The 24,783-nt window shown below is 73.6% G+C and carries 24 protein-coding genes; 9 read left to right on the plus strand and 15 right to left on the minus strand.

Translation table 11 applies throughout. The annotated features are described in order from the left end of the window. Nucleotides 1–29: 29 nt before the first annotated feature. From AC29IT_RS06335 to AC29IT_RS06350, 4 genes are all read right to left on the minus strand, one after another. Nucleotides 30–620 carry a DJ-1/PfpI family protein gene (locus AC29IT_RS06335; RefSeq protein WP_488218118.1) on the minus strand — a complete coding sequence of 197 codons (591 nt, stop codon included), beginning with the start codon at nucleotides 618–620 and terminating at the stop codon, nucleotides 30–32. Between the two features lie 138 nt (nucleotides 621–758). Beyond that, a complete protein-coding gene (locus AC29IT_RS06340; protein ID WP_488218119.1) occupies nucleotides 759–2,090 on the minus strand; it encodes an amidohydrolase family protein in 1,332 nt (443 codons plus the stop codon). A gap of 89 nt (nucleotides 2,091–2,179) precedes the next feature. Beyond that, complete coding sequence (locus tag AC29IT_RS06345; protein WP_358437374.1) at nucleotides 2,180–2,839, minus strand: response regulator transcription factor; 660 nt, start codon at nucleotides 2,837–2,839, stop codon at nucleotides 2,180–2,182. A 31-nt stretch (nucleotides 2,840–2,870) separates the two neighbouring features. Continuing rightward, nucleotides 2,871–4,595 (minus strand): sensor histidine kinase, encoded by a 1,725-nt coding sequence (locus AC29IT_RS06350; protein WP_488218120.1) that lies wholly within the window; start codon nucleotides 4,593–4,595, stop codon nucleotides 2,871–2,873. 180 nt (nucleotides 4,596–4,775) lie between these two features. Between AC29IT_RS06350 and AC29IT_RS06355 the strand changes: the two genes are divergently transcribed. Both AC29IT_RS06355 and AC29IT_RS06360 read left to right on the plus strand, forming a co-directional pair. Further along, nucleotides 4,776–5,444 (plus strand): ABC transporter ATP-binding protein, encoded by a 669-nt coding sequence (locus AC29IT_RS06355; RefSeq protein WP_488218121.1) that lies wholly within the window; start codon nucleotides 4,776–4,778, stop codon nucleotides 5,442–5,444. A gap of 111 nt (nucleotides 5,445–5,555) precedes the next feature. Beyond that, nucleotides 5,556–5,699 carry a hypothetical protein gene (locus AC29IT_RS06360; RefSeq protein ID WP_358437365.1) on the plus strand — a complete coding sequence of 48 codons (144 nt, stop codon included), beginning with the start codon at nucleotides 5,556–5,558 and terminating at the stop codon, nucleotides 5,697–5,699. A 19-nt stretch (nucleotides 5,700–5,718) separates the two neighbouring features. Here the strand turns inward: AC29IT_RS06360 and trmB are convergent, their stop codons facing one another. Then, on the minus strand, nucleotides 5,719–6,432 hold the full coding sequence (gene trmB, locus AC29IT_RS06365; RefSeq protein ID WP_358437363.1) for a tRNA (guanosine(46)-N7)-methyltransferase TrmB: 714 nt from the start codon (nucleotides 6,430–6,432) through the stop codon (nucleotides 5,719–5,721). Nucleotides 6,433–6,469: 37 nt separating this feature from the next. Further along, nucleotides 6,470–7,039, minus strand: coding sequence for a hypothetical protein (locus AC29IT_RS06370; protein ID WP_358437360.1), 570 nt, complete (start codon nucleotides 7,037–7,039; stop codon nucleotides 6,470–6,472). Between the two features lie 221 nt (nucleotides 7,040–7,260). Between AC29IT_RS06370 and AC29IT_RS06375 the strand changes: the two genes are divergently transcribed. After that, nucleotides 7,261–7,725, plus strand: a complete 465-nt coding sequence (locus AC29IT_RS06375) for a universal stress protein (RefSeq protein ID WP_358437358.1) — start codon at nucleotides 7,261–7,263, stop codon at nucleotides 7,723–7,725. Nucleotides 7,726–8,116: 391 nt separating this feature from the next. Here the strand turns inward: AC29IT_RS06375 and AC29IT_RS06380 are convergent, their stop codons facing one another. From AC29IT_RS06380 to AC29IT_RS06410, 7 genes are all read right to left on the minus strand, one after another. Next, a complete protein-coding gene (locus tag AC29IT_RS06380) occupies nucleotides 8,117–8,842 on the minus strand; it encodes a hypothetical protein (RefSeq protein WP_488218122.1) in 726 nt (241 codons plus the stop codon). After that, complete coding sequence (locus AC29IT_RS06385) at nucleotides 8,839–9,789, minus strand: ABC transporter ATP-binding protein (protein WP_488218123.1); 951 nt, start codon at nucleotides 9,787–9,789, stop codon at nucleotides 8,839–8,841. Before AC29IT_RS06385 ends, AC29IT_RS06380 begins: the two co-directional genes overlap by 4 nt. Nucleotides 9,790–10,161: 372 nt before the next feature. Then, on the minus strand, nucleotides 10,162–10,962 hold the full coding sequence (locus tag AC29IT_RS06390) for an HAD family hydrolase (RefSeq protein ID WP_488218124.1): 801 nt from the start codon (nucleotides 10,960–10,962) through the stop codon (nucleotides 10,162–10,164). A 181-nt stretch (nucleotides 10,963–11,143) separates the two neighbouring features. Then, entirely contained in the window at nucleotides 11,144–11,800 is a 657-nt protein-coding gene (locus AC29IT_RS06395; RefSeq protein WP_488218125.1) for a response regulator, read from the minus strand. A 74-nt stretch (nucleotides 11,801–11,874) separates the two neighbouring features. Then, nucleotides 11,875–13,407, minus strand: a complete 1,533-nt coding sequence (locus AC29IT_RS06400; protein WP_488218126.1) for a glycosyltransferase family 39 protein — start codon at nucleotides 13,405–13,407, stop codon at nucleotides 11,875–11,877. A 248-nt stretch (nucleotides 13,408–13,655) separates the two neighbouring features. After that, entirely contained in the window at nucleotides 13,656–14,861 is a 1,206-nt protein-coding gene (locus tag AC29IT_RS06405) for a sensor histidine kinase (RefSeq protein ID WP_488218127.1), read from the minus strand. Between the two features lie 108 nt (nucleotides 14,862–14,969). Continuing rightward, on the minus strand, nucleotides 14,970–15,380 hold the full coding sequence (locus AC29IT_RS06410; protein ID WP_358437340.1) for a hypothetical protein: 411 nt from the start codon (nucleotides 15,378–15,380) through the stop codon (nucleotides 14,970–14,972). Nucleotides 15,381–15,577: 197 nt separating this feature from the next. Here AC29IT_RS06410 and AC29IT_RS06415 point away from each other — a divergent pair, with 197 nt between their 5' ends. Together AC29IT_RS06415 and AC29IT_RS06420 are read left to right on the plus strand one after the other, a co-directional pair. Beyond that, nucleotides 15,578–17,068: a dynamin family protein gene (locus tag AC29IT_RS06415; RefSeq protein WP_488218256.1), complete on the plus strand. Its 1,491-nt coding sequence runs from the start codon at nucleotides 15,578–15,580 to the stop codon at nucleotides 17,066–17,068. A 26-nt stretch (nucleotides 17,069–17,094) separates the two neighbouring features. Continuing rightward, nucleotides 17,095–17,550, plus strand: coding sequence for a nucleotide exchange factor GrpE (locus tag AC29IT_RS06420; RefSeq protein ID WP_488218128.1), 456 nt, complete (start codon nucleotides 17,095–17,097; stop codon nucleotides 17,548–17,550). On the opposite strand, the gene AC29IT_RS06425 is transcribed toward AC29IT_RS06420, so the two are convergent. Next, nucleotides 17,510–17,716, minus strand: coding sequence for a hypothetical protein (locus AC29IT_RS06425; RefSeq protein WP_488218129.1), 207 nt, complete (start codon nucleotides 17,714–17,716; stop codon nucleotides 17,510–17,512). The genes AC29IT_RS06420 and AC29IT_RS06425 overlap by 41 nt on opposite strands. Before the next feature lie 585 nt (nucleotides 17,717–18,301). Between AC29IT_RS06425 and AC29IT_RS06430 the strand changes: the two genes are divergently transcribed. Beyond that, the gene (locus AC29IT_RS06430; RefSeq protein ID WP_358437331.1) at nucleotides 18,302–20,173 is read left to right on the plus strand and encodes a dynamin family protein; all 1,872 of its coding nucleotides are present in this window, start codon (nucleotides 18,302–18,304) and stop codon (nucleotides 20,171–20,173) included. Between the two features lie 46 nt (nucleotides 20,174–20,219). Here the strand turns inward: AC29IT_RS06430 and AC29IT_RS06435 are convergent, their stop codons facing one another. Continuing rightward, nucleotides 20,220–21,161: a quinone oxidoreductase family protein gene (locus AC29IT_RS06435; protein WP_488218130.1), complete on the minus strand. Its 942-nt coding sequence runs from the start codon at nucleotides 21,159–21,161 to the stop codon at nucleotides 20,220–20,222. Nucleotides 21,162–21,263: 102 nt separating this feature from the next. Between AC29IT_RS06435 and AC29IT_RS06440 the strand changes: the two genes are divergently transcribed. The 3 genes from AC29IT_RS06440 to AC29IT_RS06450 all read left to right on the plus strand — a co-directional run bounded on the left by AC29IT_RS06440 (nucleotide 21,264) and on the right by AC29IT_RS06450 (nucleotide 24,715). Further along, entirely contained in the window at nucleotides 21,264–21,989 is a 726-nt protein-coding gene (locus AC29IT_RS06440; protein ID WP_488218131.1) for a DUF6802 family protein, read from the plus strand. A 414-nt stretch (nucleotides 21,990–22,403) separates the two neighbouring features. Further along, a complete protein-coding gene (locus AC29IT_RS06445) occupies nucleotides 22,404–24,224 on the plus strand; it encodes a phosphoenolpyruvate carboxykinase (GTP) (RefSeq protein ID WP_358437322.1) in 1,821 nt (606 codons plus the stop codon). A 317-nt stretch (nucleotides 24,225–24,541) separates the two neighbouring features. Then, nucleotides 24,542–24,715, plus strand: a complete 174-nt coding sequence (locus AC29IT_RS06450) for a hypothetical protein (RefSeq protein WP_358445060.1) — start codon at nucleotides 24,542–24,544, stop codon at nucleotides 24,713–24,715. The last annotated feature ends 68 nt before the right edge of the window (nucleotides 24,716–24,783 follow it).

Raw genomic sequence — 24,783 nt, forward strand, 5'->3', positions numbered from 1 at the left:
GACGCCGGCCGCCCCGCGCGCAGCTCCGATCAGATCGGCGGCTGCGGGTCGTACTGGATGCCGCGGCGCACCTCGCGGGCTCGCTCCACCCCGGCGAGCCGGGACACCAGGTGCAGCGCCATGTCGATGCCCGCCGAGATCCCCGCCGAGGTGATCAGGTCGCCGTCGTCGACGAAGCGGTCGTCCGGGCGCACCTCGGCGGTCGGCTCCAGCTCGGCCAGCAGGTCCAGCGAGCGCCAGTGCGTCGTCGCCGGGCGCCCCGCCAGCAGGCCCGCCGCGGCGAACACCAGCGAACCGGTGCACACGCTGGTCAGCAGCGGCACCGCGGCGCGCTGCTCGCGCACCCACGCGAGGTGCGCCGCGTCGCGCAGCATCGGGCGGGTGCCCTGGCCGCCGGGGTGCAGCAGCACGTCCAGCTCCGGCACGTCCGCGAACGAGTGTCCTGATCGGACGGTCAGGCCCTTCGCGCAGGCGATCTCGCCGCCGTCGCGGGAGAACGTGCTGACGGCGTAGCCGTCCCCGGGGTACGTCCGCGTCCAGAACGACAGCACTTCCCACGGCCCGAGCGCGTCGAGCTCTTCCACGTCCGGGAACAGCAGGATGCCGATGTGCTTGGTCATGCCGGGCTCCTCACCTCGTGCTCAGGACGCGCGGCGGCGGGACCACCGGCGCGGGACTGCTGTTGGAGGAGTCGGTCCGGTGGCGCGGAAGGTTCCCGGGAACCCGCCGGACGCGGCACCGCACCGCGGTTCGGCTGTTCAGCCGCGCACGCGTTGCGCGGCGGTGCGGGCGGTGGCCTGCACGGCCCGCCGGTCCACGCGCGTCGGCTCCCGGTCGCGCAGCACCTCTTCGCCCGCCACCCAGACGTCGCGCACGCAGCGGGAACCGGCCGCCCACACCAGGTTCGACAGCAACTGCTCGTCGGGGGTGTCGATGCCGGTCGCGAACGCCGGATCGTCCACGTCCAGGTGCACGACGTCCGCCCAGCGCCCCGGTTCCAGCGCGCCGAGGTCGTCGCGGTGCAGCGCGGCCGCCCCGCCCCTGGTCGCGGCGAGCAGTGCGCCCGGTGCGGTCAACGCCATCGCGTCCCCCGTGGACAGTCGGGCCAGCATCACCGAGAGCTGCACCTCCTCCCACAGGTCCAGGTCGTCGTTGCTGGACGGGCCGTCGGTGCCCAGGCCGACCGGGATGCCCGCGGCGAGCAGGTCGACCAGCCGCGCGGTGCCGGAGGCGAGCTTCGCGTTCGAGCCGGGGCAGTGCGCGATGCCGGTCCCGCGGTCGGCGAACAGCTTGATGTCCGCATCGGACAGGTGCACGCAGTGCGCGGCCAGCACCCGGCCGTCCAGCACCCCCAGCGAATCCAGCAGCGCGGGCACCGAGCCGTAGCGCTCCCGCTGCTCCCGGTCCTCGTCGGCGGCTTCGGCGACGTGCGTCTGCACCAGCGCACCGCGCTGCTGCGCGGATTCACCGATGGCGCGCAGCGCTTCCGGCGGCAGCGTGTAGGCGGAGTGCGCGCCGTAGCCGAGCTCGATCCGGTCGGCGGGCCCGAACCGCAGGCCGTCCGCGTCGATCCAGCGGTCGATGTCGTCGATCATGCCCCGCCAGGAACCCATGCCCTCCAGCCCGGGCGCGGAGATCACGGCCGGGCCGAGCACCACCCGGGACCCGACGGCCAGCACCGCTTCGGCCACGGACTCCCCGGAGAAGTACATCTCGGCGCTGGTGGTGACCCCGGCGCGGAGCATCTCCACCGAGCCGAGCTCCATGCCCGCGCGGATGTCCGCGGGCCGCAGCCGCGCCTCCGCGGGCCAGATCACCTCGCGCAGCCAGCGCAGCAGCGGCAGGTCGCCGCCCATGCCGCGCAGCAACGTCATCGGGCTGTGCGCGTGCGCGTTGATGAGGCCGGGCAGCAGGATTCCGCCGCACTCGCGCACCACGGTGTCCTGCGCGCGCGGCGGGGCGCCCTCGCGCGGGCCGCAGTAGCCGATGCGGCCGTGCTCGTCGACGTCCACGACGGCGTCGCGGATCACCGAGCAGTCGGCATCGCAGGGAACGGCGATCGGGGCGTGCAGGCGCAGGGCGGTCGGCATGGGCGCATTCTGCCGCAGCGGTGCGCCGTCCGGAACGGCGGTGGCACTCCACCGAACCGTCCACTGTGGATGGACGGTGTGGCGGGAGGTCAGTCGTCCATCAGGCCGGTTCGCCACGCCCAGGACGCCGTCTCCACCCGGTTCCGGGCGCCGATCTTCGTCTGCGCCGCCGCCAGGTGCGTCTTCACCGTGGACAGCGACATGAACAGCTCGCCGCCGATCTCCACGTTCGTCAGGCCGCGCGCGGTCGCCCGCACCACGTCCAGCTCCCGCTCGGTCAGCTCCTCGCGCAGCGGTTGCACGCCGCGCCGCGGCCGCTCCGGCGGCTTCGCGAAGTGCTTCAGGAGCCGCACCGTGATCTGCGGCGACACCAGGGCGTCCCCGCGCGAGGCGGCGTTGATCGCCTCGATCAGCAGCGCCGGGCCCGCGTCCTTGAGCAGGAAGCCGCTCGCGCCGTTCGCCAGCGCCGAAGCCACGTACTCGTCCAGGTCGAAGGTGGTCACCACGACCACCTTGATCGGGTCGGTGACGTCCGGGCCCGCGAGCTGCTTGGTGGCCTCCAGGCCGTCCAGCCCGGGCATCCGGATGTCCATCAGGCACACGTCCGGCCGCAGCTCCCGGGCCTTGTTCACCGCGTCCAGCCCGTTGGCGACGTCGGCGACGACCTCGATGCCGTCCTGCGACTCCAGGATCATCCGAAAGCCGGCCCGCACCATCTCCTGGTCGTCCGCGATCAGCACCCGGATCATCGGTTTCCCCTCCTCGTCGTGCACCGCGCGCTCACCCGGCCTCGCGCTCGGCCAGCGGGAGCCATGCCTCGACCCGCCAACCGGCGTCCGGCACCGGTCCTGCGCTGAAGCGGCCGCCGAGCAGCTCGATCCGCTCGCGCATGCCGACGAGACCGTATCCTCCGGAGCCGCCGGCCGGTGCGGCGCGCCTGCCGGAACCGTCGTCGGTGACGCGGATGTGCAGGTGCTCCTGCGGAGAGCGCACCACCACGCGGATCGCGGTGGCGTCCGGGGCGTGCTTGCCCGCGTTCGTCACCGATTCCTGCACCAGGCGCAGCGCGGAACGGGCGACCTCCTGCGGGACCTCCCGGTCCAGTTCGAGCCGCAGCGACACCTTCGGGCCCGCGCCCTCGGCGAGCGCGGTGAGGTCGGCGGCGAGGTCCGTGGTGGCCTGCTCGGTGGCGCCGCTGGTGCCGGCGGGTTCCGCGCCGCGCATGCTCGCCACCAGCCTGCGCATCGCCACCAGCGCTTCGGTGCCGCTGCCCGCGATGCGCTCCATCGCCTCGACCGCCGCCTCCGGTTTCTGCGCGGCGACCAGCTGCGCGGCCTGCGCCTGCACCACGATGCCGGTGACGTGGTGGGCGACGACGTCGTGCAGCTCCCGGGCCAGCGCGAGCCGCTCGGCCTGCTGCGCCTGCTCCACCGCGGTCTCCACCGTGCGGCTCCGCTCCCCGTCCCTGGCCCGGAAGTACAGCCCGGAGCCGACGGCGAGCGCCAGCAGCAGACCGCCCAGCATCAGCGCCTGCAGCGCCCCGCCCCCGCTGCCGGCGAACGGGCCACCGGGGATGAGGATCGCCGCGACCAGCGCCGCACCGGTCAACGCCGCACCGGCGAGCAGTGCCCGCCGACTGCTCGCATACCGCACCAGGTAGGCCAGCACCAGCATCCCGGCCGCGACCGACGAGACCGGCACCACTTCCAGCAGCCCGTTGTACGGCGACTCCTGTCCGATGAGCCGAGCCGCCACCCCCGCGCACAGCGTTGCGGTCGCGGCCAGCAGCGCGACCTCCACCGGCCGCAACGGTGCGATCACCGCGAGCGCGGCGAGCACCAGCGAGCCCAACAGCAGCACCAGGCCCGACGCCGACCCGTCGAACGTGGACCCGGCGTCCACGAACAGCAGCACGGACAGCCCGGCGATCATCGGCCACTGGCGGCGGAACAGCTCCCGCAGCGGCGTCGAGGCGGCGCTGAGCTGCCAGCCGCGCAGGTACGTCCCGGTGCCCACCGCCAGCAGCAGCTGGAGCACGCCGAGGGCCATGATCTGCCCCTGCGAATCCGGTGCGTCCCCGCGCAGGTACATCGATCCGAGGCAGGCCAGCACGAGGCCCGCCGTCACCGGCGCCGCCTTCAACGGCGACAACCTCCGGTGCGCGAACAGCACCAGCAGCATTCCGGCCGCGTTCTCGGTGGGCAGGATCGTGCCCAGCCCCACCGAGTACGGATCGGCCCCGGCGATCCGGATCATCGCGCTGGACAGCAGCAGCACGGCCGCCGCGGCGGCCGAGCACACCACCGGGTGGCGGCGCCCCCGCACCGCCAGCAGCGCGAGCAGCGCGGCACCGGGAGCGGCGACCGGGCCGGTCCCCCCGTGTTTCACGAGCAGCACGACATCCGCGCAGCACAGCAAGGTCATCAGCGCGGCGAGGAACCACGGCGCCCGCACGAGACGACCGAGTCGCTGCGCCGACATCTCGGGCGTCGGGCTGGAACTCACGACGCGACCCTAATCCCCGGTCCGCGCGCGACGGCCCGGCCGAATGGTCCGAAACATCGCCCGATCGGACATCGAACGGTGTCCGGCCGACCGACGCGCCGCACCACCGCCGCACGAGAACGTGTTCCCCGGAAGCGCAGTGGCGGCCGGTCGCGCACCGGCGGGCGGAAGGAGATCGCGGTGGCGGCTGCACCGGAACACACCTCGACGGCGTTGCTGGAGGCGCGGGGCCTGACCACGTTCCCGCAGCTGTTCGGCGTGGACTTCGCACTGGCGGGCGGCACGGTCGCCGCGCTCGACGGCCCTTCTCGGGAGCCGAAGACGTGGCTGCTGCAGGTGCTCGCGGGATTGCGCCGCCCGGACGCGGGGACGGTGCTGTTCGACGGGGTGCGCCTCGACGCGCTCGCCGACCACGAGCTGCGGGAGGTGCGGCAGCGCCGCTTCGGGTTCGTGTTCGCGGACGGGATGCTGGTCCCGGAGCTGACCACCGCGGAGAACTGCGCGCTGCCGCAGATGCTGGCCGGGGCCGAGCGGGAGATCGCGGTGCACCGCGCGGACGGGGTGCTGCGCGAGTTCGGCCTGGAGCGGGTGCGGGACCGCTTCCCCGGGCAGCTCTCCGCGGCTCAGATCGAGCGGCTGACCGTGGCGCGGGCGATGGCCCACCGGCCGAACGTGATCTTCGCGGATTCCCCGGAGCTGACCGCGTCCACCACGGCGGAACTGCTGGATGCGGCCCGCGCGCACGGCATCGCGGTGGTGCTGGCGACCGCGGAGCCCGCGCTGCTCGCCAGGGCCGAGCAGGTGCTGCGGCTCGGCGCGCGCACGCCGGAGCTCGCGGTCGCGGCCTGACCAGTCGCGGCGTGCCGACCGGAAGTAGGAGGCGGGCCGACCCTTCGGCCGATCCCGGCCCTCCCCGCGGGCGGTGATGCTGGGGGTACTCGCCGACTCGGAGGTACCGCCATGCTGACCGTCACCGCCACCGCGCTCGGCACCATCGCCGCGGGGGCGGTGCTGCTGCTGATGGCCGTGAGCTCGCTGCTGCCCGACGTCGTCGAACACCGCGGCCGCGCCCTGCTCACCCCGAAGGCGAACGACCCGGCCTGACGACCGCCCCGCCGACCGGTCAGACCCGGTCGAAGAGGAGGTCGCGGATCTCGCGGCCCTCGTCGTGGGCGCGGCTCTCGAACTTGGTGACCGGCCGCCACTCGGGCCGCGGCGCCCACCCGCCGGGCTCGTCGGCGCACCGGTTGCGCAGCTCCGGTTCCGCCGAGCACACCTCGAGCATCTGCTCGGCGTAGTTCTCCCAGTCGGTCGCCAGGTGCACGTACCCGCCGGGGGCCAGCCGGGAGGCGATCAGCGCGATCGTCTCCGGCTGCACCAGCCGCCGCTTGTGGTGCCGCTTCTTCGGCCACGGGTCCGGGAAGAAGATCCGCACCCCGGCCAGCGAGCCCGGCCGCACGTGCTCGCGCAGCAGCACCACCGCGTCGCCGCGCAGCAGCCGCAGGTTCGACAGCTCCAGGTGTTCGGCGCGCAGCAGCAGCTGCGCCAGACCCGGCTTGTAGACCTCCACCGCGAGGTGGTCGACCTCGGGCGCGGCGGCGGCCAGCTGCGCGGTGCTCTCGCCCATGCCGGAACCGATCTCCAGCACCAGCGGGGCCTCGCGACCGAACCAGGCCGCCGCGTCCAGCGGTCCGGGCGGCAGCGCGTCCACCGAGTCGCCCATCGAAGGCCAGTGCCGGTCCCACGCGCGCTGCTGGCCGACGGTCATCCGCTCGCCGCGCTGGACATAGCTGACGATCGTGCGCCGGTGCTGGACCTGCTGGTCGGAAGTGCTCATCGAGAGGTGAGTATCGCAAACCCCCCGGGCAGGGCCGCTACCAGGATTCGACGACCGGCAGCGCGGCGAGCAACCCGGCGGTGCCGCTGAGCGGCAGCGGCGGCGGTGGCCCGTCGGTGTAGGCGGCGACGACCTGGACCCAGCCGGGGTGGTCGTCGGTGAGCGCGACGGTCGTCGGCGCCTGCCTGGTGCCGCGTTCGGAGGGCGCGTACTCCCAGTACCCGGTCTCGCCGTTGCCCGCCCAGGGCACGAACACCCAGCCGCCGCGGCTGACGAGCAGGCGGTGCACGTCGTCCTCGAACGCGAAGCCCTCGTTCCGCGAGGACAGCTCGCCGCGGTCCAGCGCCCGCAGCCACCACGGGGAGGGCAGCCTGCTCACCGGGCCGTGCAGCTTGCGGTAGAGGTCGAGCACCTTCTGCTCGGCGGCGGTGTGGATCCAGCTCCCGCGCAGCGAGGCGGGTGCGGCGGCTTCGGCGGCCGTGGGGTGCGCCTCGGTGGCCAGTGACCACTCCAGCCGGGGAACCGGTTCGAGGAGCACGTCGGTCTGGTTTCGCCGGGGACGCGGCGGATCGCGCCGCTCCGGCGAGCACTCGGTCGAATGCACCATGCCCACCAATCTGCTGTTGGAAGAAGCACGCGGACCGCTGTGGCGGCCGGCGTGGCGCATGCACCTCAGCGACGTTGATGTGGAGGCACGCGTCCTGCCTTATGCATTACCACAGGCCGACGATCATGTGAAGTTTCCGACACCGGTTGTGAACCATCGCATATCGGACTCGTTCGAGTGGTCGAGTCGACAGCGGGGCCGGGAGGCGGTGGAGTGGAGCCGTGGAACGCACCGTGCAGCGGGTGGAGGTCGACGGCGGGGTCGCCGTCGGGCTCGACGGGTCGCCGTCCTCGTTGCGCGCCCTGGACGTGGCCGCGCACGAGGCGGAGCTGCGGTCGGGGGTGCTGCACGTGGTGCGGGCGTGGAGCATGCGCACGGCGCCGCGGCCCGCGGACTGCCCGCCGGGAGCGGTGCCGAGCATGGACGCCTACCAGCGGTCGGTGGACGAATCGGCGGAGCGGATCGTGCGCGACCGGCTGGGTCCGGCGCCTCGGATCCCGGTGCAGCGGCACATCGTGCACTCCCCGTCACCGCAGGCGCTGCTGTCGGCGTCCCGCGGCGCGGACCTGCTGGTGGTGGGCCATCGCGGTCGCGGCGGATTCGCGGGCCTGCTGCTGGGCTCGGTCGCCGAACAATGCGTCCGCCACGCGGCCTGCCCGGTCCTCGTGGTGCGTCCGGCCGTGTGAGGCGGATCCGCCGAGCCGGAAGAAGAACCAAGATCCACTGGGAAAAGCACAGGGCCCGGGCCATCCCCCGAATGACAGCCCGGGCCCTCCCCCGTCCCGACCGCCGGCGCCCCCGAGCGCTGCTGCAGTCGGTCGATTCTGTTGTGCCGCACGGTCTTCGCGCCTCGCGAGCGCTCGACCGCCCCGGAGGTGTCGAGCCGGGCCCGGCACCTTGGTCCCTGATCCACCGTGGTGCGAATTCCGCTGTTCCGGCGTACGGCCGATGGTGCGGCCGAAGCGGATTCCGATCGGAACTGCGATCACGGCTCGATCTTGCCGAGATCTTATCTTCCGGGGTGATCAGCCTCTCGGGCGGGCCGGGTAACGCCGTGGCGCAGGCCGCACCGGCCGCTCAGGCGTCCCTGCGCCGGGTCACGACGATCGCCGCAGCGAGCGAGACGACCGCGAACGCCGCGAAGTACGCCAGCGAGGCCCACGGTCCGAGCGGCACCGCGCTCGGGTCCGGGTAGGTCGTCAGGAAGCGGCCGCCGACGTTGAACGGCATCCACTGCACCAGATCGGGGCCGATGTTGGGGACGAGCGCGATGAGCGACTCCCCGAGCAGCACCCACACGATCAGCAGCGTCACCGCGCCCGCGGTCTGCCGCAGCAGCGTCCCGATGCCGAGCGCGAGCACGGCGGTCACCGCGAACAGCGGTCCGGCGCCCGCGACCTCGCGGATCCGGTCAGCGCTGTCCAGCGCCAGCTCGGGCCCGGGAGCGAGCAGTCGAGCGAGCCCCCAGGAACCGAAGCCGGCCAGCTCGCCCAGCACGAACCCGGTGATGCCGACGACCGCGGCCTTCGACAGCAGCACCGAGGCCCGGTTGGGCGCGGCCTGGAACGTGGCGCGGATGGTGCCGAAGCGGTATTCGGTGGTGATCGCCAGCACGGCCATCACGAGCACGACCATCAGCCCGAACTGGTGGCCGGACATGGCCCCGCCGACGGAGAGGCCCTCGTCGGCGGAGACGGCCATGGCACCGGCGAAGGCGACCGGCAACCCGACGGCGAGCGCCGCGCACCACCACGGCGACCGGGTGGAGAACAGCTTGATGCGTTCCACGGCGAGCAGGGTCATCGGACGTCCTTCCCGGCGGTGGCGAGCGCGCCGCCGAAATCGGTCTGGTATTCCACGGCGTCCCCGGTGAGCTGCATGAACGCTTCTTCCAGCGAACCGCGCTGCGGGGACAGCTCGTGCAGCACGACGCCGTGCGCGGCGGCGATCTCGCCGACCCGGTCGCTCTCGGCGCCGGTCACGACGATCGTGTCGGGCGCGGTGGGGTCGGCGGGCTTGACGACGATGCCCGCCTCGGCGAGCAGTTCGCGCAGCCGGGCCGCCTGCGGGGAGCGGACGGTCAGCGAGGTGAGACCCGCGCCCGCCACGAACTCGTCGGTGCTGCACTGGGCGATCAGCTCGCCCTTGCCGACGACGACGAGCTGTTCGGCGGTCAGCGACATCTCGGTGAGCAGGTGGCTGGAGACGAACACCGTGCGGCCCTCGTCGGCGAGCTTGCGCATGAAGCGGCGGATCCAGTGGATGCCTTCGGGGTCGAGCCCGTTGACGGGTTCGTCGAACAGCAGGATCTTCGGGTCGCCGAGCAGGGCGGCGGCGATGCCGAGCCGCTGCGACATCCCGAGGGAGAACCCGCCGGCGCGCTTCCCGGCGACCTCGCCGAGGCCGACCATGTCGAGGACCTCGTCGACGCGGGACACCGGGATGCGGTTGGACTTCGCGAGCCAGCGCAGGTGGGCGTGCGCCGAGCGGTTCGGGTGCACCCACTTGGCGTCGATGAGCGCGCCGACGGTGCGCAGCGGTTCGCGCAGCTCGCCGTACAGCTTGCCGTCGACCCGCACGCTGCCCGCGGTCGGGCGGTCCAGGCCGAGGATCATGCGCATCGTGGTGGACTTGCCCGCGCCGTTCGGCCCGAGGAATCCGGTGACGGTGCCGGGCTTCGCGGTGAACGACAGGTCGTTGACGGCGACCTTCGACCCGTATCGCTTGGTGAGGCCTTCAGCCTCGATCATGGTGACCTCCGAGTGCGGGGCGCGCCTCGGCGGTGGTCCGGGCGCCGAGGTGAACTCTGCCCGGCGCGGTGGGTCGGGCACCTCGGTCGTCCGGCCACGACGGGTGAGCCGTTCGGCCTGTTCGGACGGGTCCCCGCGTAGTTCTTGCGTACTACCCGCGGACCGTTCGGCCGGCTCGCGCCCGTCCGTTCCGCAGCGGCGGCGGAGCGGCTGAGCAGCCGACCGCGCCGCCGCGGATGCGCAGCGGTTCCCGCGCGAGGACGGCGAGGTCGCCGGGGTGCGGACGGACGTCGCGGCCGCGCCGAGGAAGCGGCGGCGCGGGCACCGCCGAGGTTTCCGCCACGGCCCCACGACGGGAGCGGGGCGACGAGATCAGGGGAACCAGCGGGCGAGAGCGGCGACCACGCCGTCCTCGGTGACGGGCCCGGTGGTCTCGGTGGCGGCGGCGCGGACCTGCTCGGGAGCCTGGCCCATGGCGACGCCGTGCGCGGCCCAGCGCAGCATCTGCACGTCGTTGGTGCCGTCCCCGGCCGCGAAGGTGTCCTCTGCGGACACTCCGAGCTCGGTGCGCAGCTTCTCCAGCGCGGCGCCCTTGGTGACCCCGGCGGGCACCACCGTCACCCACGGTTCGTAGTGGTCGATGGTGGTGGTGCAGCCGGGGAGCTCGGTGTCGGCGAGCGCGTCGAACACCTCCTGCGGCGGGTGGTCCTCCCAGTTCGCGATGAGCCGCGGCACGGGGGCCGAGACCAGTTCGTCGAGGGACGCGAGCCGCTGCGGCCCGTGCAGCTGGTACTCGCGGAACGGGCTGGTGACGAGGCTGCCGGTGCCGACCTGCTCCACCGCGTAGGAGGCGCCGGGCAGCAGCGGGGCGAGGCGCGCAAGCACCGGCGCCGGGTCGAAGGTCTCCACGGCCAGCGCATCGCCGGTGGCGGCGTCGAGGGTGACCGCGCCGTTCGAGCACAGCGCCACCCCGCTGTCGAGGCCGAGTTCGCGCAGCACCGGCAGCGTGCCGAGCATGCTGCGCCCGGTCGCGATCACGACGTGCGCGCCGGCGGCCGCGACGCGGCGGACCGCGTCCCGCACGGCCGGCGAGATGGTCTGCGAGTCGGGGTCGAGCAGCGTTCCGTCCACGTCGAGCGCGACGAGCCTGGGCTTCCATGCGGGATCGGGCACGCCGACCAGGCTAGCCGTCCACCAGCGCGGACGGGCCGACCCGGCGGACGGCCGCGCACCTCGATCTCGCGCGGCGGGGCCACCGGATCTCCGGCGGGAGCGGGACGGGTCGTCCCGGGGCGCCGGGACGGGACGGATGTGCCGTCCCTCGATGCGGGGCCCCGCGGCGCGAGGAGGGGCCTCAGCGTTCGCCGAGGCGGACCAGGCCGGTCTCGTAGGCGACGATCACCGCCTGCACCCGGTCCCGGACGCCGAGCTTCGCCAGCACCCGGCCGACGTGGGTCTTCACGGTGGCTTCGGAGACGTGCAGGGTCGCGGCCAGTTCCTGGTTGTTGAGCCCCTTGCCCACCAGCGCCAGCACTTCTCGCTCCCGCTCGGTCAGCACGTCGAGCGCGGCGCGGTCCCGGACGCCGGGGGTGGAGGTGTCCAGGAACCGCTCCAGCAGCCGCCGGGTGACGCTGGGCGCGACGACCGCGTCGCCGACCGCGACGGACCGCACCGCCGCTACCAGGCCGCTCGGCTGGATGTCCTTGAGCAGGAATCCGCTCGCTCCACCGCGGAGGGCGGCCAGGGAGTACTCGTCCAGGTCGAACGTGGTGAGCACCAGGACCTTCGCGTTGCAGTCGGCGGTGATCAGCCGGGTCGCCTCGATGCCGTCCAGCACCGGCATCCGCACGTCCATCAGCACCACGTCCGGGTCCAGCCGCCGGGCGAGCCGCACGGCCTCCGCACCGTCGCCGGCATCGCCCACGACCTCGATGTCCGGGTGCGCGTCGAGCACCATGCGGAACCCCATGCGCATCAGTTCCTGGTCGTCGACGAGCAGCACCCGGATCATGGCCACCGACCCTAAGCGCCCGGGCGGTCCGGGGGACCGGTTCCGGATGATCTCCGTGACAACCCTCGCCGGCCCTACCCGCCCGCGGTGACCGCGGGCGGCGCGCCGGACGGCGTCCCGTCGTGCCGGAGCCCGATGTGCCACAGGTCGCGCCAGAGCAGCTCCCACGGCCGCCGGGGTTCCGCCACGACCCACACGGGAGTGCCCTCGTACAGCGACGGCAGGCCGGTGCGCACCGTGTCCGCCCGCCGCACGGAACCGAAGTGGCGGAGGAGGAAGTCCCGCCGCCCGCCCACGTAGATCGCGCTCCGGACGCGCTCGGCGGGCCTGCCGAACGCCCAGTACCCGCGGCTCGCGCTGTACACCTCGGTACGGCCGTAGTGGTGCACCGCGCTCGCCACCCAGTAGTCCTCGGCGATCACCGGTGCCGCGTGTTCCTGGGCGTTGCGCTCGACGATCGCGGTGAGCTCCGGCCAGCCCACGCTGCCGGTGCCCACCAGGTCGAACCGCGGGATCAGCGCGACCGGCAGCACCGGCAACGTCGCCACGGCGGCGACCAGCGCGGAGACCGCGTACAGCCGCACGGAGAACCACCGCGCCCGGAGCTGGACGGCACCGACCGCGAACAGCAGCCCGTACACGCCGGCCGAGTAGTACGGCCGCGATTCCGTCAGCGCCACCAGCACGACCACCCCGAGGACCGTCCAGCCGAGGAAGCGGTACGGCCGCAGCTCCGGCGCGCGCAGCAACCGCCAGCAGCCGAAGCACACCAGCACTCCGCCGGGAATTCCCGCGCACAGCACCACGGCGGGCAGCAGGAGCACGCCGAAGGAGCTCTCCGCGGCGACGGCCTCGCCCATGCTCAGCTGCGGCCAGCCGTGGGTGGCCTGCCACCACAACGTCGGCGCCGCGGTGAGCAGCGCGCCCGCCGCACCGGCCCACAGCAGCGGGCGGCGCAGCAACGACCGCGGCCCGGCGCACAGCAGCACGAGCCCCAGCACCAGCCACAGCACCGGGATCAGCAGCTTGACCTGCATCGCCAGGGCCGTGCAGGCACAGGCCGCGAGCAGCAGCCGGTCCTGCCGCACGCCCTGCTCGCGCAGCCGCACCCAGCGGACCAGCGGCCACAGCACCGCGGTCCACAGCAACGGGTCGAAGGAGACGGTCGCGAGCATGTGCCCGCCCGCCGACGTCTGCCCGGCGACTGCCCAGGCCCCGCCCGCCAGCAGCTGCGCCCGGCGATCACCGCCGAACTCCCGCGCGAGCAGGGCTGTCAGCACGACCCCGGTTCCCGCCGCGAGCGCGGGCAGCAGCCGCAGCGCGAGCAGCGAACCGGGGAACGCGGTGTCGGCGAGCAGCGCGAGCAGCGGCACCAGCGGAGGCTGGTCGACGTACCCCCAGTCCAGGTGGTGCCCGGCGGCGAGGAAGTACAGCTCGTCGGCGTAGATCCCGTAACGGCCGCTGGTGAGCAGCAGCACCCCGATCACGGCGGCGGCGATCAGCAGCAGCGGCCGGGTGGCGAGCGCGGGCAACGCGGATGGTGCGGCGGCGGTACCCGGTGCGGGCGGTGGAACGAGGCGGGAACGCTCGTCGAGTGCGGGCGGCATGACCACTTCCCGGTTCGGGGCTAGGACCGGCCCAGACTCCGGCGCGGACCGCTGCGCGCGCGTCCGCCTGAGCGTTGAACCCGGCACCGCCGCACGTCCCACCGGGGTAGGACGTCAGCTCATCCCGGCGACGCACGGCACCCGACCGGCGAACTGGGGATTTGTCGACAAGTGGCCGAATCCCCGGCGACATGTCGACCGGTCGACCCGGTGGGACAGGGGCGCGGCGTTCGCGCCGGGACCGCCGATCAGTTCGGCGCAGCCGCGTCGGAGCTCACCAGCGGCAGCACCGCGTGCACCCGCCAGCCGCCCTCCGGCCGGGGTCCCGCGATCAGCGCCCCGCCGTACAGCGCGGCCCGCTCGCGCATCCCGGCCAACCCGTTCCCCTCGCCCGAGCCGGTTCCGGCGAGCACGGCGGCCGACGGCGACCCGTCGTCGCTGATCTCCAGCCCGACGGCGCGGCCGTCGTTGTCCACCCGCACGACCGCCGCTCCGCCGCCGTGCTTGAGCACGTTCGTCAGCGCCTCCTGCGCGATCCGGTACACGGCGAGGCCGAGCCCCGTCGGCAGGCCCTCGACATCCCCGGTGAGTTCGAGCCGCACCGGCAGGTCCGGGCACCGCACCCGGTCGACCAGTTCGCGCAGGCTCACCGATCCGGGCGGCGGGGGCCAGGCCCCGCCCTCGGCCGGGTCGCGCAGCACCTCCAGCAGACCGCGCAGCTCGGCCAGCGCCGTCCGGCCCGTGTCGCCGATCGTGCGGGCCGCCCGCTCGGCGAGTTCGGGATCGGTGCGCAGCGCGTAGCTCGCCCCGTCGGCCTGCGCGATCATCACGCTGAGCGAGTGCGCGAGCACGTCGTGGATCTCGCGGGCGATGCGGTTGCGCTCCTCGGCGACGGCGAGGCGGGCGCGCCGGTCCCGCTCGAATTCCGCGCGCCGCAGCCGGTCCTCGACCTCCCGCAGGTGCGCGCGGCGGGCGGCGATGAATTCGCCGAGCGCCCAGAGCAATGCGGTGAGCAGCAGGTGGAACAGCGTCGCGCTGACCACCGCGAGCTCCGGCCACCCGGACGGGAGCGGGCCGACGGCCACCAGTCCGGTCAGCACGACCAGGTTGAACGCCACGGCCAGCACGGCCCCGGCCCACCGACGCCCGGCCACGATCAGCCCGTACAGCACCAGGAACACCGCTACCTGCCCCGGGTTGACCAACGGCCGCAGCGCCAGGACCACGTGCGTCCCGACCGCCCCGGCGAAGACTCCGGTCGCGGCGAGCAGTGGTGCTCGGCGGCGCAACGCGACCGGCGCGCAGGCGAGCAGTTCGAGGTACGGCGGCAGTTCGCGCCACCCCAGGCCGTACGCGTCGGGTTCGGAGATCAGGAAGGCGACGAACAGCAGTGCCGCGGTCCACCCGTCCACGGCCGTCGGATGCGCCCGCGCCCACGCGCTCCAGTTCCGCATCGGCCCAGCGTAGGCGCGGAGCATCGCCGGATCGTCATACTCGCGGCGCGTTCCCGTCCTACCGGGGTCGTAGTCGAGCCTCCGCCCGGAGCGGGGTCCGCGGTCGGATCAGCCGGTGCCGGTGCGGGGTTCCGCGTCGAGGTGGCCGCTGGTGCGGGCGCTGATCTCCTCCTGCAGCGACTTCTCCCGCTGCTTGGTGCGCAGCCGGGCGAGCAGCCAGATCGTGATGCCGTGCGCGACCGCGAGCACCAGCAGCAGCACGCCGACCCGGGTGAGCAGGGCGTGCAACGGGTCGCCGCCGCCCATCCGGACGGTGGACAGCAGCGCCAGCACGCCGAGCGTCGTCAAGTGGAACAGGACGGTGATCAGCTGGTTCGCCGAGTCGGCGACCTTGCCGTCCGGGTAGGCCGCGGCCAGGTAGGTGGTGCCGCTGCGGCGCAGCAGCCACCCGTCGACGAAGACCAGCGCGGTGCCGATGACCAGGAATGCGAGGGTGTAGCCGGTTTCCACGGGTATCACCGAATTCCGCTGTCGAGTGCGTGGTGCGCATGTCCGTGCACTCGCCGGGTTCCCGGGTAGATCGTCGGGCAAACCGATCTCGGCCCCGGCTCGTGGCAGGATGGCCGCGATCACGGGCCGCGTCCAAGGAGGCAGGGGTGACTTCGCCGGTCGAGCAGCAGCGCTGGGCGGGTCCGCTGTCGGCGTCGGTCGCGCGGATGTGCGCGGGGCTGCGCGGCCAGGTCTGCGAGCGCACCGCCGCCGGGTTCGACGAGGTGCTGCACCGGATGTCCGCCCCGCTGCAGGTGGCGGTGGCAGGCCGGATCAAGTCGGGCAAATCGACGCTGGTGAACGCGATGATCGGCAGGCGGGTGGCGCCGACCGACGTCGGCGAGTGCACCCGGCTGGTGACCCGCTTCCAGTACGGCACGGTGGACCGGGTCGAGGTGGTGTTCCACGACGGGTCGAAGCAGGCGGTGCCGTTCGACACCGACGGCGGCATCCCGGCCGAACTGGGCGTGGAGCCGGAGCGGGTGTCGCACCTGGAGGCGTACCTGACGAACGCGGTGCTGCGGGACCTCACGGTCATCGACACCCCGGGCCTGGGTTCGCTGGACGCGGCGTCGGTGGCGCGGACCGAGCAGCTGCTCGGCGCCCGCGAGCCGGACGACCTGGACCCGGTGTCGCGCAGCGCCGTCGCGGGCGCGGAGGCGGTGCTGTACGTGGTGACGCAGGCGGTGCGCGCCGACGACCAGCTGGCGCTGGACGCGTTCACCGCGGCCACCGCGAGCCGGGACGCGGGTCCGGCGAACGCGATCGCGGTGCTGAACAAGGCGGACACCGTCGAACCGGACTCGGTGCCCGGTTCCGGCGGCGAGGTGTGGCGGGCGGCGGAGTCGCTGGCCGCCGAGCAGGCCGCGCTGCTCGGGCCGCGGGTGGCGGAGGTGCTGCCGGTGATCGGCCTGCTCGCCGAGACCGCGGAGACCGGCGGGTTCGGCGCGGCGGACGCGGAGGCGCTGCGCGCGCTGGCGGAGCTGGACGAGGCGGACCGGCTGACGATGCTGATGTCGGCGGACCTGTTCACCGGCTGGGAGTGCGCGGTCCCGGAGCGGGCCCGCGAGCGGCTGCTGGAGCGGCTGGACCTGTACGGGGTGCGGCGGGCGCTCGCGGTGCTCGCGGACGATCCGGAGATCACGGCGGGGGCGCTGCGGCGGGCGCTGCTGGACAGCTCGGGCCTGGCCGGGGTGCTGGGCCGGTTGGACGAGGTGTTCCGGGCGCGCGCCGACGGGATCAAGGCGGCGGCCGCGCTGGCATCGGTGACGGCACTGGCGCAGGCGTCCGGCGACGCGGGCGAGCGGCAGCGGGTGCACGACGCGATCGAGGTGCTGCTGAGCAGGCGGGAGGCGCACCAGCTGCGGGTGCTGGAAGCGTTGACGCTGGTGACCTCGGGGGCGGTGCGCTTCCCGGAGGACTTGGCGGCCGAGGTGCTGCGGATCGGCGGCAGCGCCGATCCCGGCGCCCAGCTGGGGTTGGCGGGCCGGCCGCAGCAGGAGCTCGTGGAGTACGCGCTGGAGCGGGCGAGCTGGTGGCGGTCGTTCGCGTCGTTCGGCGCGACGCCCGCGCAGAGCCGCGTCGCGTTCGTGGTGCACCGGGCGTACTTCCTGATCTGGCAGCAGCTGCAGCCCGGCCAGGTCCGGGCACCGGGCTGAGCGGCGGGCGAGCGGAGGGCGCGGCGGTGCGGGACTGGCTTCGACGACGATCTTCACTCGATCGTGGAACCGAGCGGGCGGCCGCCGCGTCGGAACCGGCTGCGGAGGAACCCGCGGAACCGGACGCCGAGTTGGGGGCTGACATGACCGCCGTGCGCATCGACCCGCTCGACCAGGCGCTGTCCGAACGCACCGAGCTGATCAGGCTGTGCCTGTACGCGCTGGACCGGGCCCGCAGCAGCGGCGTCGCCGAACGGATCGCCGAAGGCCTCGACGGCGTCGGGGTGACCCGGCTGCGTCCCGAAGGGCTGCCGTTCGACCCGGCGCGGCACGAGGCCGGTGGCACCGTGGCGACCGACGATCCGGCGCTGGACGGGCTCGTCGCCGAGACCGAGGTACCGGGCTTCGCCGACCGCGATCAGGTGCTGCGCGCCCCGGTCGTCACCGTGTACCAGGTGCGCCCGGGACCAGCGGCGAGCTGAACCGGAAACCCGCCGACCGGGAGGCCGACCGGGACCGGGCCGCCCGGCGTTCCGGCGCGCGCTCGGCGAGGTCGGGCAGCACCGAGCTCACCGACATCAGCAGCAGCACGGCGAGCGCGAGGACGAGTCCGGCGACGGTGCCGAGGGTGGTGAGAGTGGTGAGCATGGCGTTCCTCCTAGCCGGTGACCGAGCCCCGCATTCCGAGGTGACACCAGAATCGCTGGTCACCCCCCGGTCGCGGATCGGCCGTGCGGCTCGGCCGCGCTAAGACATCCGGCCAAGGACCGTCCGGCGCACCCGGCCGATCGGTCGAGGGCAGCGGCCCGGCGCCGGCCGGACGGCCCGGCCGGGTCCGACCAGGTGATCCCCGCCGACCGGATGGCCGGAACGCCGGACTCCTCGGGACAGCGCCGGGCTCCTCGGGTCAGGTGGTGCCGGGTTCCTCGGGTGGGCGGCTCCGGGCGCCGCAGGTCGGGTGATGCCCGGCTCCTCGGGCCGGATGGTGCCCGGCTCCTCGGATGGGCGGCTCCGGGCGCCGCAGGTCGGGTGGACCCGGGCTCGTCGCGCCGGGTGGCCCCGGGCTCGTCGGGTCAGGTGATGCCGGGCTCGTCGGGTCGGGTGGACCGCGCGGGAAGCGGACCGCGAGCGGCCTCGCGGGCGGTACATTCACGGCCGCGCCGCGGCCGGTCCGGTCCGGCGGACCAGCCCGGCGCCGAGCGCGGTGCCCGATGCAGCGACAGGAGCGTGCGCATGACTTCGGCCGGTCCGGCGACGACCGGGGTGCCCGTGGCCGCGGCCACCTTGCCCCAGCAGGTCAAGCAGACCAGGGACCGGCTGTTCGCGCTGCTGCGGGAGGTCGACCCGGACGCGGCCGACTGGGCGGACCGGGTGCGGCGGTCCCGGCCGGTGGTGCCGAGCGTCGTCGTGGTCGGGGAGACGAACCGCGGCAAGAGCTCCCTGGTGAACGCGCTCGTGGACACCCCCGGACTGTCCCCTGTGGACGCTTCGGTGGCGACGTCGACGTACCTGGAGTTCCGGCACGGCGAGCAGTGGCGCGGCCTCGCCTGCTACCCGGCCGACGCCGAGCCGGTGGAGTTCGCGGTGGCCGAACTGCCCGCGTGGTCCTCGGCGCGCACCACCCCGCCCGCGGGCGAGCTGCCGCCGCGGCACCTGCGGATCGAGGCTCCGCTGGACGTGCTGGCCGCGCTGACCGTCGTGGACACCCCGGGGGTCGGCGGCCTCGACTCGGTGCACGGGGAGCTCGCCGCCGAAGCGGCCTCCGCGGCGACCGCGCTGCTGTTCGTCGCCGACGCCTCCGCCCCGTTCACCCGCGGCGAGCTGGACTTCCTGCACGGCGCGGCCGACCGGGTGGAGACCGTGGTGTTCGCGCTCGCCAAGACCGACCAGCACCGCGGCTGGCGCCGGGTGCTGGAGGAGAACCGCGCGCTGCTGGCCGAGCACGCCCCGCGGTTCGCCGACGTGCCGATCCACCCGGTGTCGGCGCGGCTGTGGGAACTCGCCGCGCAGGCGCCGAACGAGCAGGCCGCGACCATGCTGCGGGAGCGGTCCGGGGTGGCCGAGCTGCGCTCCGCGCTGGAGCAGCTGGTCGGCGGCCGGGCGGCGATGCTCGGCGAGGCCAACACGATGCGCGCGCTGTCCACCGTGCTCGGTGAGCTGGCGGTGCGGCTGGCCGCCGAGCAGCGCGCGCTGACCGTCGGCGAGGACGAGGCCGAATCGCTGCGCGCCCGCCGCGACGAGCTCACCGCCTCCCGCCGCTCCTCCACCCGCGGCTGGCAGCTGAAGCTGCGCGGCGAGATCCAGCGCACCCGGGTCGAGGTCAGCCACGAGGTGACCCGGCAGATGCGGGAGGTGCAGAGCTGGTTCCGCCGCGCCATCGACCTCGCCGAGCACGGCGCGCTCGCCGCCCTGCCGCACCAGGTGGACACCGCGCTGCAGATGGTGTCCTCGCGGGTGTCCGGACTGCTGTCGGCGCGGCTGGCGAAGGTCGCCGAGGTGTCGCTGGCGGAGCTGTTCTCCGCGGAGGAGCTGGACGTGATCCGCTCCCAGTTCGCCCGCGGCGCCCAGTCGCCGATCGCGCTGCGGCCGCCGGACAAGCGGGCGCCGACCTCCGAGGACAAGCTGCTGGTGTTCATGGGGATCTCCGGCGGCCTCGGGGTGGGCCGGGCGGCGGCGATGCCGCTGGCCGGGATCGGTGTGGGCGTGCTGAACCCGGTGGTGCTGCCGGTGACGATCGTGCTGGGCCTCGGCGCCGGCTGGTGGATGGCCCGCACCCGCAAGCACGCGGCGGACAAGCAGCACCTCAAGCAGTGGCTCACCGAGGCCATCGCGGACGCGCGCTCCGCACTGGACCAGCTGGTGTCCGAACAGCTCATCGAGGCGGAGCAGCAGCTGTCGCTGGCGCTGGACGACGCGCTGGGCAGGCGCATCGAGTCGATCGAGGCGGAGCTGCGGGAGGTCGACAAGGCGCTGAAGATGGACGCCGCCGAGCGCAGCCGCCGGTTGCACACCGCCGAGCAGCGCCTCGCCGAGACCCGCACCGGCCGGGACCGCGCGGAGCACCTGCTCGGCGCGATCCGCGGCCTCCGCGACCGCGCCGAGTGACAGGTGTCGAGTGACAGGTGTCGACTGGCAGGTGCCGGTTGCCGGGTCAGGGCAGCAGCACCAGCTTCCCGCCCGGGTGCCCTTCGGCGAGGAACCGGTGCGCCGCCGCGGCCTCGGCCAGCGGGAAGGTCCGCGCGATCGGCAGCTCCAGTCGTCCGGCGGCCGCCGCGGGCAGCAGCCGCTGCCACGCCGCCGCGCGGAGCTCGGTGCCCGGATCGGCGCCGGGACCACCGCCGACGAGCCGGATCCCGTCCGCTGCGCGGTGGAACGCGGCGGCGCTGGTGATCCGGTCCGGGGCCACGACCGCCAGCGAGACGTCGATCGCCTCGTCGGTGCCGACGGTGTCGATCGCGCCCGCGACGCCGTCCGGCGCGGCCGCGCGCACCCGCTCCAGCAGACCGTCCCCGTAGGACACCGGCACGACGCCGAGCCCGCGCAGCCGCTCGTGCCGGGATTCGCCCGCCGTGCCCACGACCCGCGCCCCCGCGGCCACCGCGAGCTGAGCGGCGAGCACGCCCACCGCACCGGACGCGCCGTGCACCAGCACCGTCCGGCCCTCGACGTCGCCGAGCAGCGACAGCAGGTGCACCGCGGTGCCGCCCGCGAGCAGCAGCCCGGACGCGCTCTCCCAGGACAACCCGGCCGGTTTCGGGACGACGGCGCTCGCGGGCACGTCCACCTCGCCCGCGTAGGCGCCGGGCGCGGGGTGCACCACCACCTCGTCCCCGACGGAGATCGGACCGGCCGCCCCGGTGGCGCCCTCGCCGACGGCGGTGACCACGCCGGCGAGCTCGTTGCCCACGGGCAGCGGCAGCTTCGCCGGGTCGGAGCCGAAGGCACCGCTGTAGAGCTTGTGGTCGATCGGGTTCACCCCGATCGCGCGGGCTTCGACCACGACGCGGCCGGGGCCGGGCGGAGCCACCTCGGCGTCGACGGCGGACAGGACTTCCGGGCCACCGAACGCGGTGGCGACGATGCGAACGACCATGACCGGCACAACACCGCCCCCGCTCACCGGATTCCCGGTCGAGCGGCTGACGCGGCGGAACCGGACGGCTCTACGCTGCGTCGTAGGTGAGCCGAGGCCGAAGTGGGGGTCGAGATGTACATCGAGGAGACAGGTGCCGGGGACGGCGACATCAAGGTCACCGTCGAAGGCGTGGAGTACACCGCCGAGGCGAACTACGACCTCGACGGCGACGGCGTGGACGACGCGGTCACGATCCTGACCGAGGACGGCCACGTGGCCTACCTCGACGAGGACGCCGACGGTTCCGCCGAGGTGATGCAGACCGTGGACGCGGACGGCACCGTCGTCGGCCAGGCCCGCTTCGACGCCGCCACCGGCGACTGGGTCGCCGAGCAGCCGGAGCAGCACCCCGGCGCGGCCGACCCGCGGCACCCGGCCGGAGCGCCCCTGGTCATCGACGCCCCGGGCGGCGAGCAGCAGGTCGGACCGGCCACCGAGGACACCGACGACGACGGCCGCCCCGACACCGCGGTGGTCACCACCGAGCGCGGCACGATGCTGGTCACCGATGTGGACGGCGACGGCTCCGCCGACCAGCTGGTGGAGATCGGCGACTCCGGCGAGGTCACCATCACCCACCACACCGGCGCAGGGGAGTGGACCGTGGTCGAGCAGGGCACCCTCGACGAGCAGGGCCGGTACGTGCCCGCACCGCACCCGGCGGTGGGCGCGACCGACGATGCGACGTGGACGTTCGGCGATCCGGAACCGCCGCAGGACCGGGCCCAGCAGGTCGCCCAGGAACGGCCCGCGACCTGCTCCGATTCGGACGCCGCCTGGAGCTGAGTCCCCCCGCCACGCCGAGCGCTCGAATTCCTCCTATCCGGTGGAATCCGAGCGCTTTTCGCGGTCCGGTCCGGGGTGCGAACGGCACGGGATGTCCGCCCGGCCGTCACCTCTCGTTCGCGGGGCTGTCCGCTTCGCCGGAAATCCTTGGTCATCCGTGCGCGCGGGCGACCGAATTTTCGTCTAGACCTCTGGGTCACCGGGGTTCTGAATCGATCCCCTTATCGTTCCTGTGAGAGAACCTACACAGCTGATCTCCATTGCGGGCGCCCGGCACCGTTAGCCTCGGTGCATCCCTTTCCAAGCTCCGCCCGTTCTGCGGGTGGGGCGAAGCATTCTCTGAACACGCCGGTGGCACCGCCGCCGCCGGACGAGCATTCCGGGCTGTGGCGCCCAGTCAGGAGACACGAAGCGATGACCGCCTTGACCATCCCAGGTCTCGACCAGGCACCCACCGATCACGCACGCCTGCTGTCGTGGGTGCGCGAGGTCGCCGAGCTGACCACGCCCGAGCGGGTGGTGTGGTGCGACGGCTCCCAGGAGGAATGGACGCGGCTGACCGACGAGCTGGTCGAGGCGGGCACCTACACCCGGCTGGAGAAGAAGCCCAACTCGTTCTGGGCCGCCTCGGACCCGACCGACGTGGCGCGCGTCGAGGAGCGGACCTACATCTGCTCCCGGGAGCGCAAGGACGCGGGCGTCACCAACAACTGGATGCAGCCCGACGAGATGAAAGCGATCATGACCGAGCTCTACCGGGGCTCGATGCGCGGTCGCACGATGTACGTCATCCCGTTCTGCATGGGTCCGCTGGACGCCGACGAGCCGAAGCTGGGCGTCGAGATCAGCGACAGCGCCTACGTGGTGACCTCCATGCACATCATGACCCGGATGGGCGCCAAGGTCCTGGAGAAGCTCGGCAGCGACGGCGCGTTCGTACCCGCGCTGCACTCGGTGGGTGCCCCGCTGGAGCCCGGCCAGCAGGACGTGCCCTGGCCCTGCAACGACACGAAGTACATCACCCACTTCCCCGAGGAGCGGATGATCTGGAGCTTCGGCTCCGGCTACGGCGGCAACGCGCTGCTCGGCAAGAAGTGCTACTCGCTGCGGATCGCCTCCGCGATGGGCCGCGACGAGGGCTGGCTCGCCGAGCACATGCTGATCCTCAAGCTCACCTCGCCGGAGGGCAAGGTCCACTACGTGGCCGCCGCGTTCCCGTCGTCGTGCGGCAAGACGAACCTGGCGATGCTGCAGCCGACCATCCCCGGCTGGAAGGCGGAGACGCTCGGCGACGACATCGCCTGGATGCGCTTCGGCGAGGACGGCAGGCTGTACGCGGTGAACCCGGAGGCCGGTTTCTTCGGCGTCGCCCCGGGCACCGACGAGAACACCAACCCGAACGCGATGCGCACCATCGAGCAGGGCAACACGCTGTTCACCAACGTGGCCCTCACCGATGACAAGGACATCTGGTGGGAGGGCATGGGCGAGGCGCCCGCGCACCTCACCGACTGGAAGCAGCGGGACTGGACGCCCGACTCGGACGAGAAGGCCGCGCACCCCAACTCGCGCTACTGCACGCCGATGTCGCAGTGCCCGATCCTCGCCGACGAGTGGGACGACCCGCAGGGCGTGCCGATCTCGGCGATCCTGTTCGGCGGCCGCCGCAAGACGACGGTCCCGCTGGTGAACGAGTCGTTCGACTGGCAGCACGGCGTCTTCATGGGCACCACGATGTCCTCGGAGACCACCGCCGCCGCCACCGGCCAGGTCGGCGTGGTGCGCCGCGACCCGATGGCGATGCTGCCGTTCATCGGCTACAACGTCGGCGACTACTTCCAGCACTGGGTGAACATGGGCAAGTCGGCGGACGCGTCGAAGCTGCCCCGGATCTTCTACGTGAACTGGTTCCGCCGCGACGAGTCCGGCAAGAAGATCGTGTGGCCGGGCTTCGGGGAGAACTCCCGCGTGCTCAAGTGGGTCGTCGAGCGCATCGAGGGCACCGCCGCCGCCGAGGACACCCCCATCGGCCGGGTTCCCTCCGCCGACCAGATCGACCTGTCCGGGCTGGACACCTCCCGCGAGGATGTCGACATCGCGCTGCACGTGGACGTCGACGAGTGGAAGGCCGAGATCCCGCTGATCGAGGAGTGGTTCGCCACCATCGGTGACGACCTGCCCTCCTCCATCCGGGACGAGTTCGACGCGCTCAAGCAGCGCCTCGGCGTCGCCTGACCCGGCACGACCCCGAGAAGGGCCGCCCCCCGCCGTGCGCCGGGGGGCCCGCCCCGGGTGCGGGGGCAAAAAAGCCCAACATCCGCTTGCACGCGGGCCCCCACCCCCCAACCCCCCGGGCGCCCCGGGGGCCGGGGGGGGCCCCCCCCTTCCGCGTTTCCGGGAGAAAATCCGCAATTCTGCGGATTCATCGCGGCCGCACTCCGCGAAACCGGCGAATCGGTCCGGAACTTCCGAAAAATGGATCGCCGGAACGGAACCCGCCGGGCACCCCGCACGTCCTAAGAACAACGGATCACGAGGGGAGGAGGTGTGTCATGGCGGGTGCGGCGCTGTTGCTGCTGGCGTTGATCGCGATCGTGATGGTCTTGCTCGCACCGGACCGGCACGACGACGAGGACGACCACGAGGTGCGGATTCCCGCGCCCCGCGCGGAGGGCGAGCTCGGCTCGGCCCACCGGGGAGCGATCGACGAGAAGGAACGAGCCTGATGGACGGTGCTCCGGGAGTTCTGGGGTCTGCGGGTGGACGAGCGGCGAGTGGAGATCATCCCCTCGCC

It is taken from the genome of Saccharopolyspora sp. MMCC62 (genome assembly GCF_057736575.1).

Coding starts and splice junctions, on each gene's coding strand:
- AC29IT_RS06445 (WP_358437322.1), top strand. CDS start 22,404: ATGACCGCCTTGACCATCCCAGGTCTCGACCAGGCACCCACCGATCAC.
- AC29IT_RS06370 (WP_358437360.1), bottom strand. CDS start 7,039: ATGGTGCATTCGACCGAGTGCTCGCCGGAGCGGCGCGATCCGCCGCGT.
- AC29IT_RS06425 (WP_488218129.1), bottom strand. CDS start 17,716: ATGCTCACCACTCTCACCACCCTCGGCACCGTCGCCGGACTCGTCCTC.
- AC29IT_RS06380 (WP_488218122.1), bottom strand. CDS start 8,842: ATGACCCTGCTCGCCGTGGAACGCATCAAGCTGTTCTCCACCCGGTCG.
- AC29IT_RS06360 (WP_358437365.1), top strand. CDS start 5,556: ATGCTGACCGTCACCGCCACCGCGCTCGGCACCATCGCCGCGGGGGCG.
- AC29IT_RS06415 (WP_488218256.1), top strand. CDS start 15,578: ATGTGCGCGGGGCTGCGCGGCCAGGTCTGCGAGCGCACCGCCGCCGGG.
- AC29IT_RS06400 (WP_488218126.1), bottom strand. CDS start 13,407: ATGCCGCCCGCACTCGACGAGCGTTCCCGCCTCGTTCCACCGCCCGCA.
- AC29IT_RS06405 (WP_488218127.1), bottom strand. CDS start 14,861: ATGCGGAACTGGAGCGCGTGGGCGCGGGCGCATCCGACGGCCGTGGAC.
- AC29IT_RS06450 (WP_358445060.1), top strand. CDS start 24,542: ATGGCGGGTGCGGCGCTGTTGCTGCTGGCGTTGATCGCGATCGTGATG.
- trmB (WP_358437363.1), bottom strand. CDS start 6,432: ATGAGCACTTCCGACCAGCAGGTCCAGCACCGGCGCACGATCGTCAGC.
- AC29IT_RS06345 (WP_358437374.1), bottom strand. CDS start 2,839: ATGATCCGGGTGCTGATCGCGGACGACCAGGAGATGGTGCGGGCCGGC.
- AC29IT_RS06385 (WP_488218123.1), bottom strand. CDS start 9,789: ATGATCGAGGCTGAAGGCCTCACCAAGCGATACGGGTCGAAGGTCGCC.
- AC29IT_RS06395 (WP_488218125.1), bottom strand. CDS start 11,800: ATGATCCGGGTGCTGCTCGTCGACGACCAGGAACTGATGCGCATGGGG.
- AC29IT_RS06335 (WP_488218118.1), bottom strand. CDS start 620: ATGACCAAGCACATCGGCATCCTGCTGTTCCCGGACGTGGAAGAGCTC.
- AC29IT_RS06435 (WP_488218130.1), bottom strand. CDS start 21,161: ATGGTCGTTCGCATCGTCGCCACCGCGTTCGGTGGCCCGGAAGTCCTG.
- AC29IT_RS06430 (WP_358437331.1), top strand. CDS start 18,302: ATGACTTCGGCCGGTCCGGCGACGACCGGGGTGCCCGTGGCCGCGGCC.
- AC29IT_RS06340 (WP_488218119.1), bottom strand. CDS start 2,090: ATGCCGACCGCCCTGCGCCTGCACGCCCCGATCGCCGTTCCCTGCGAT.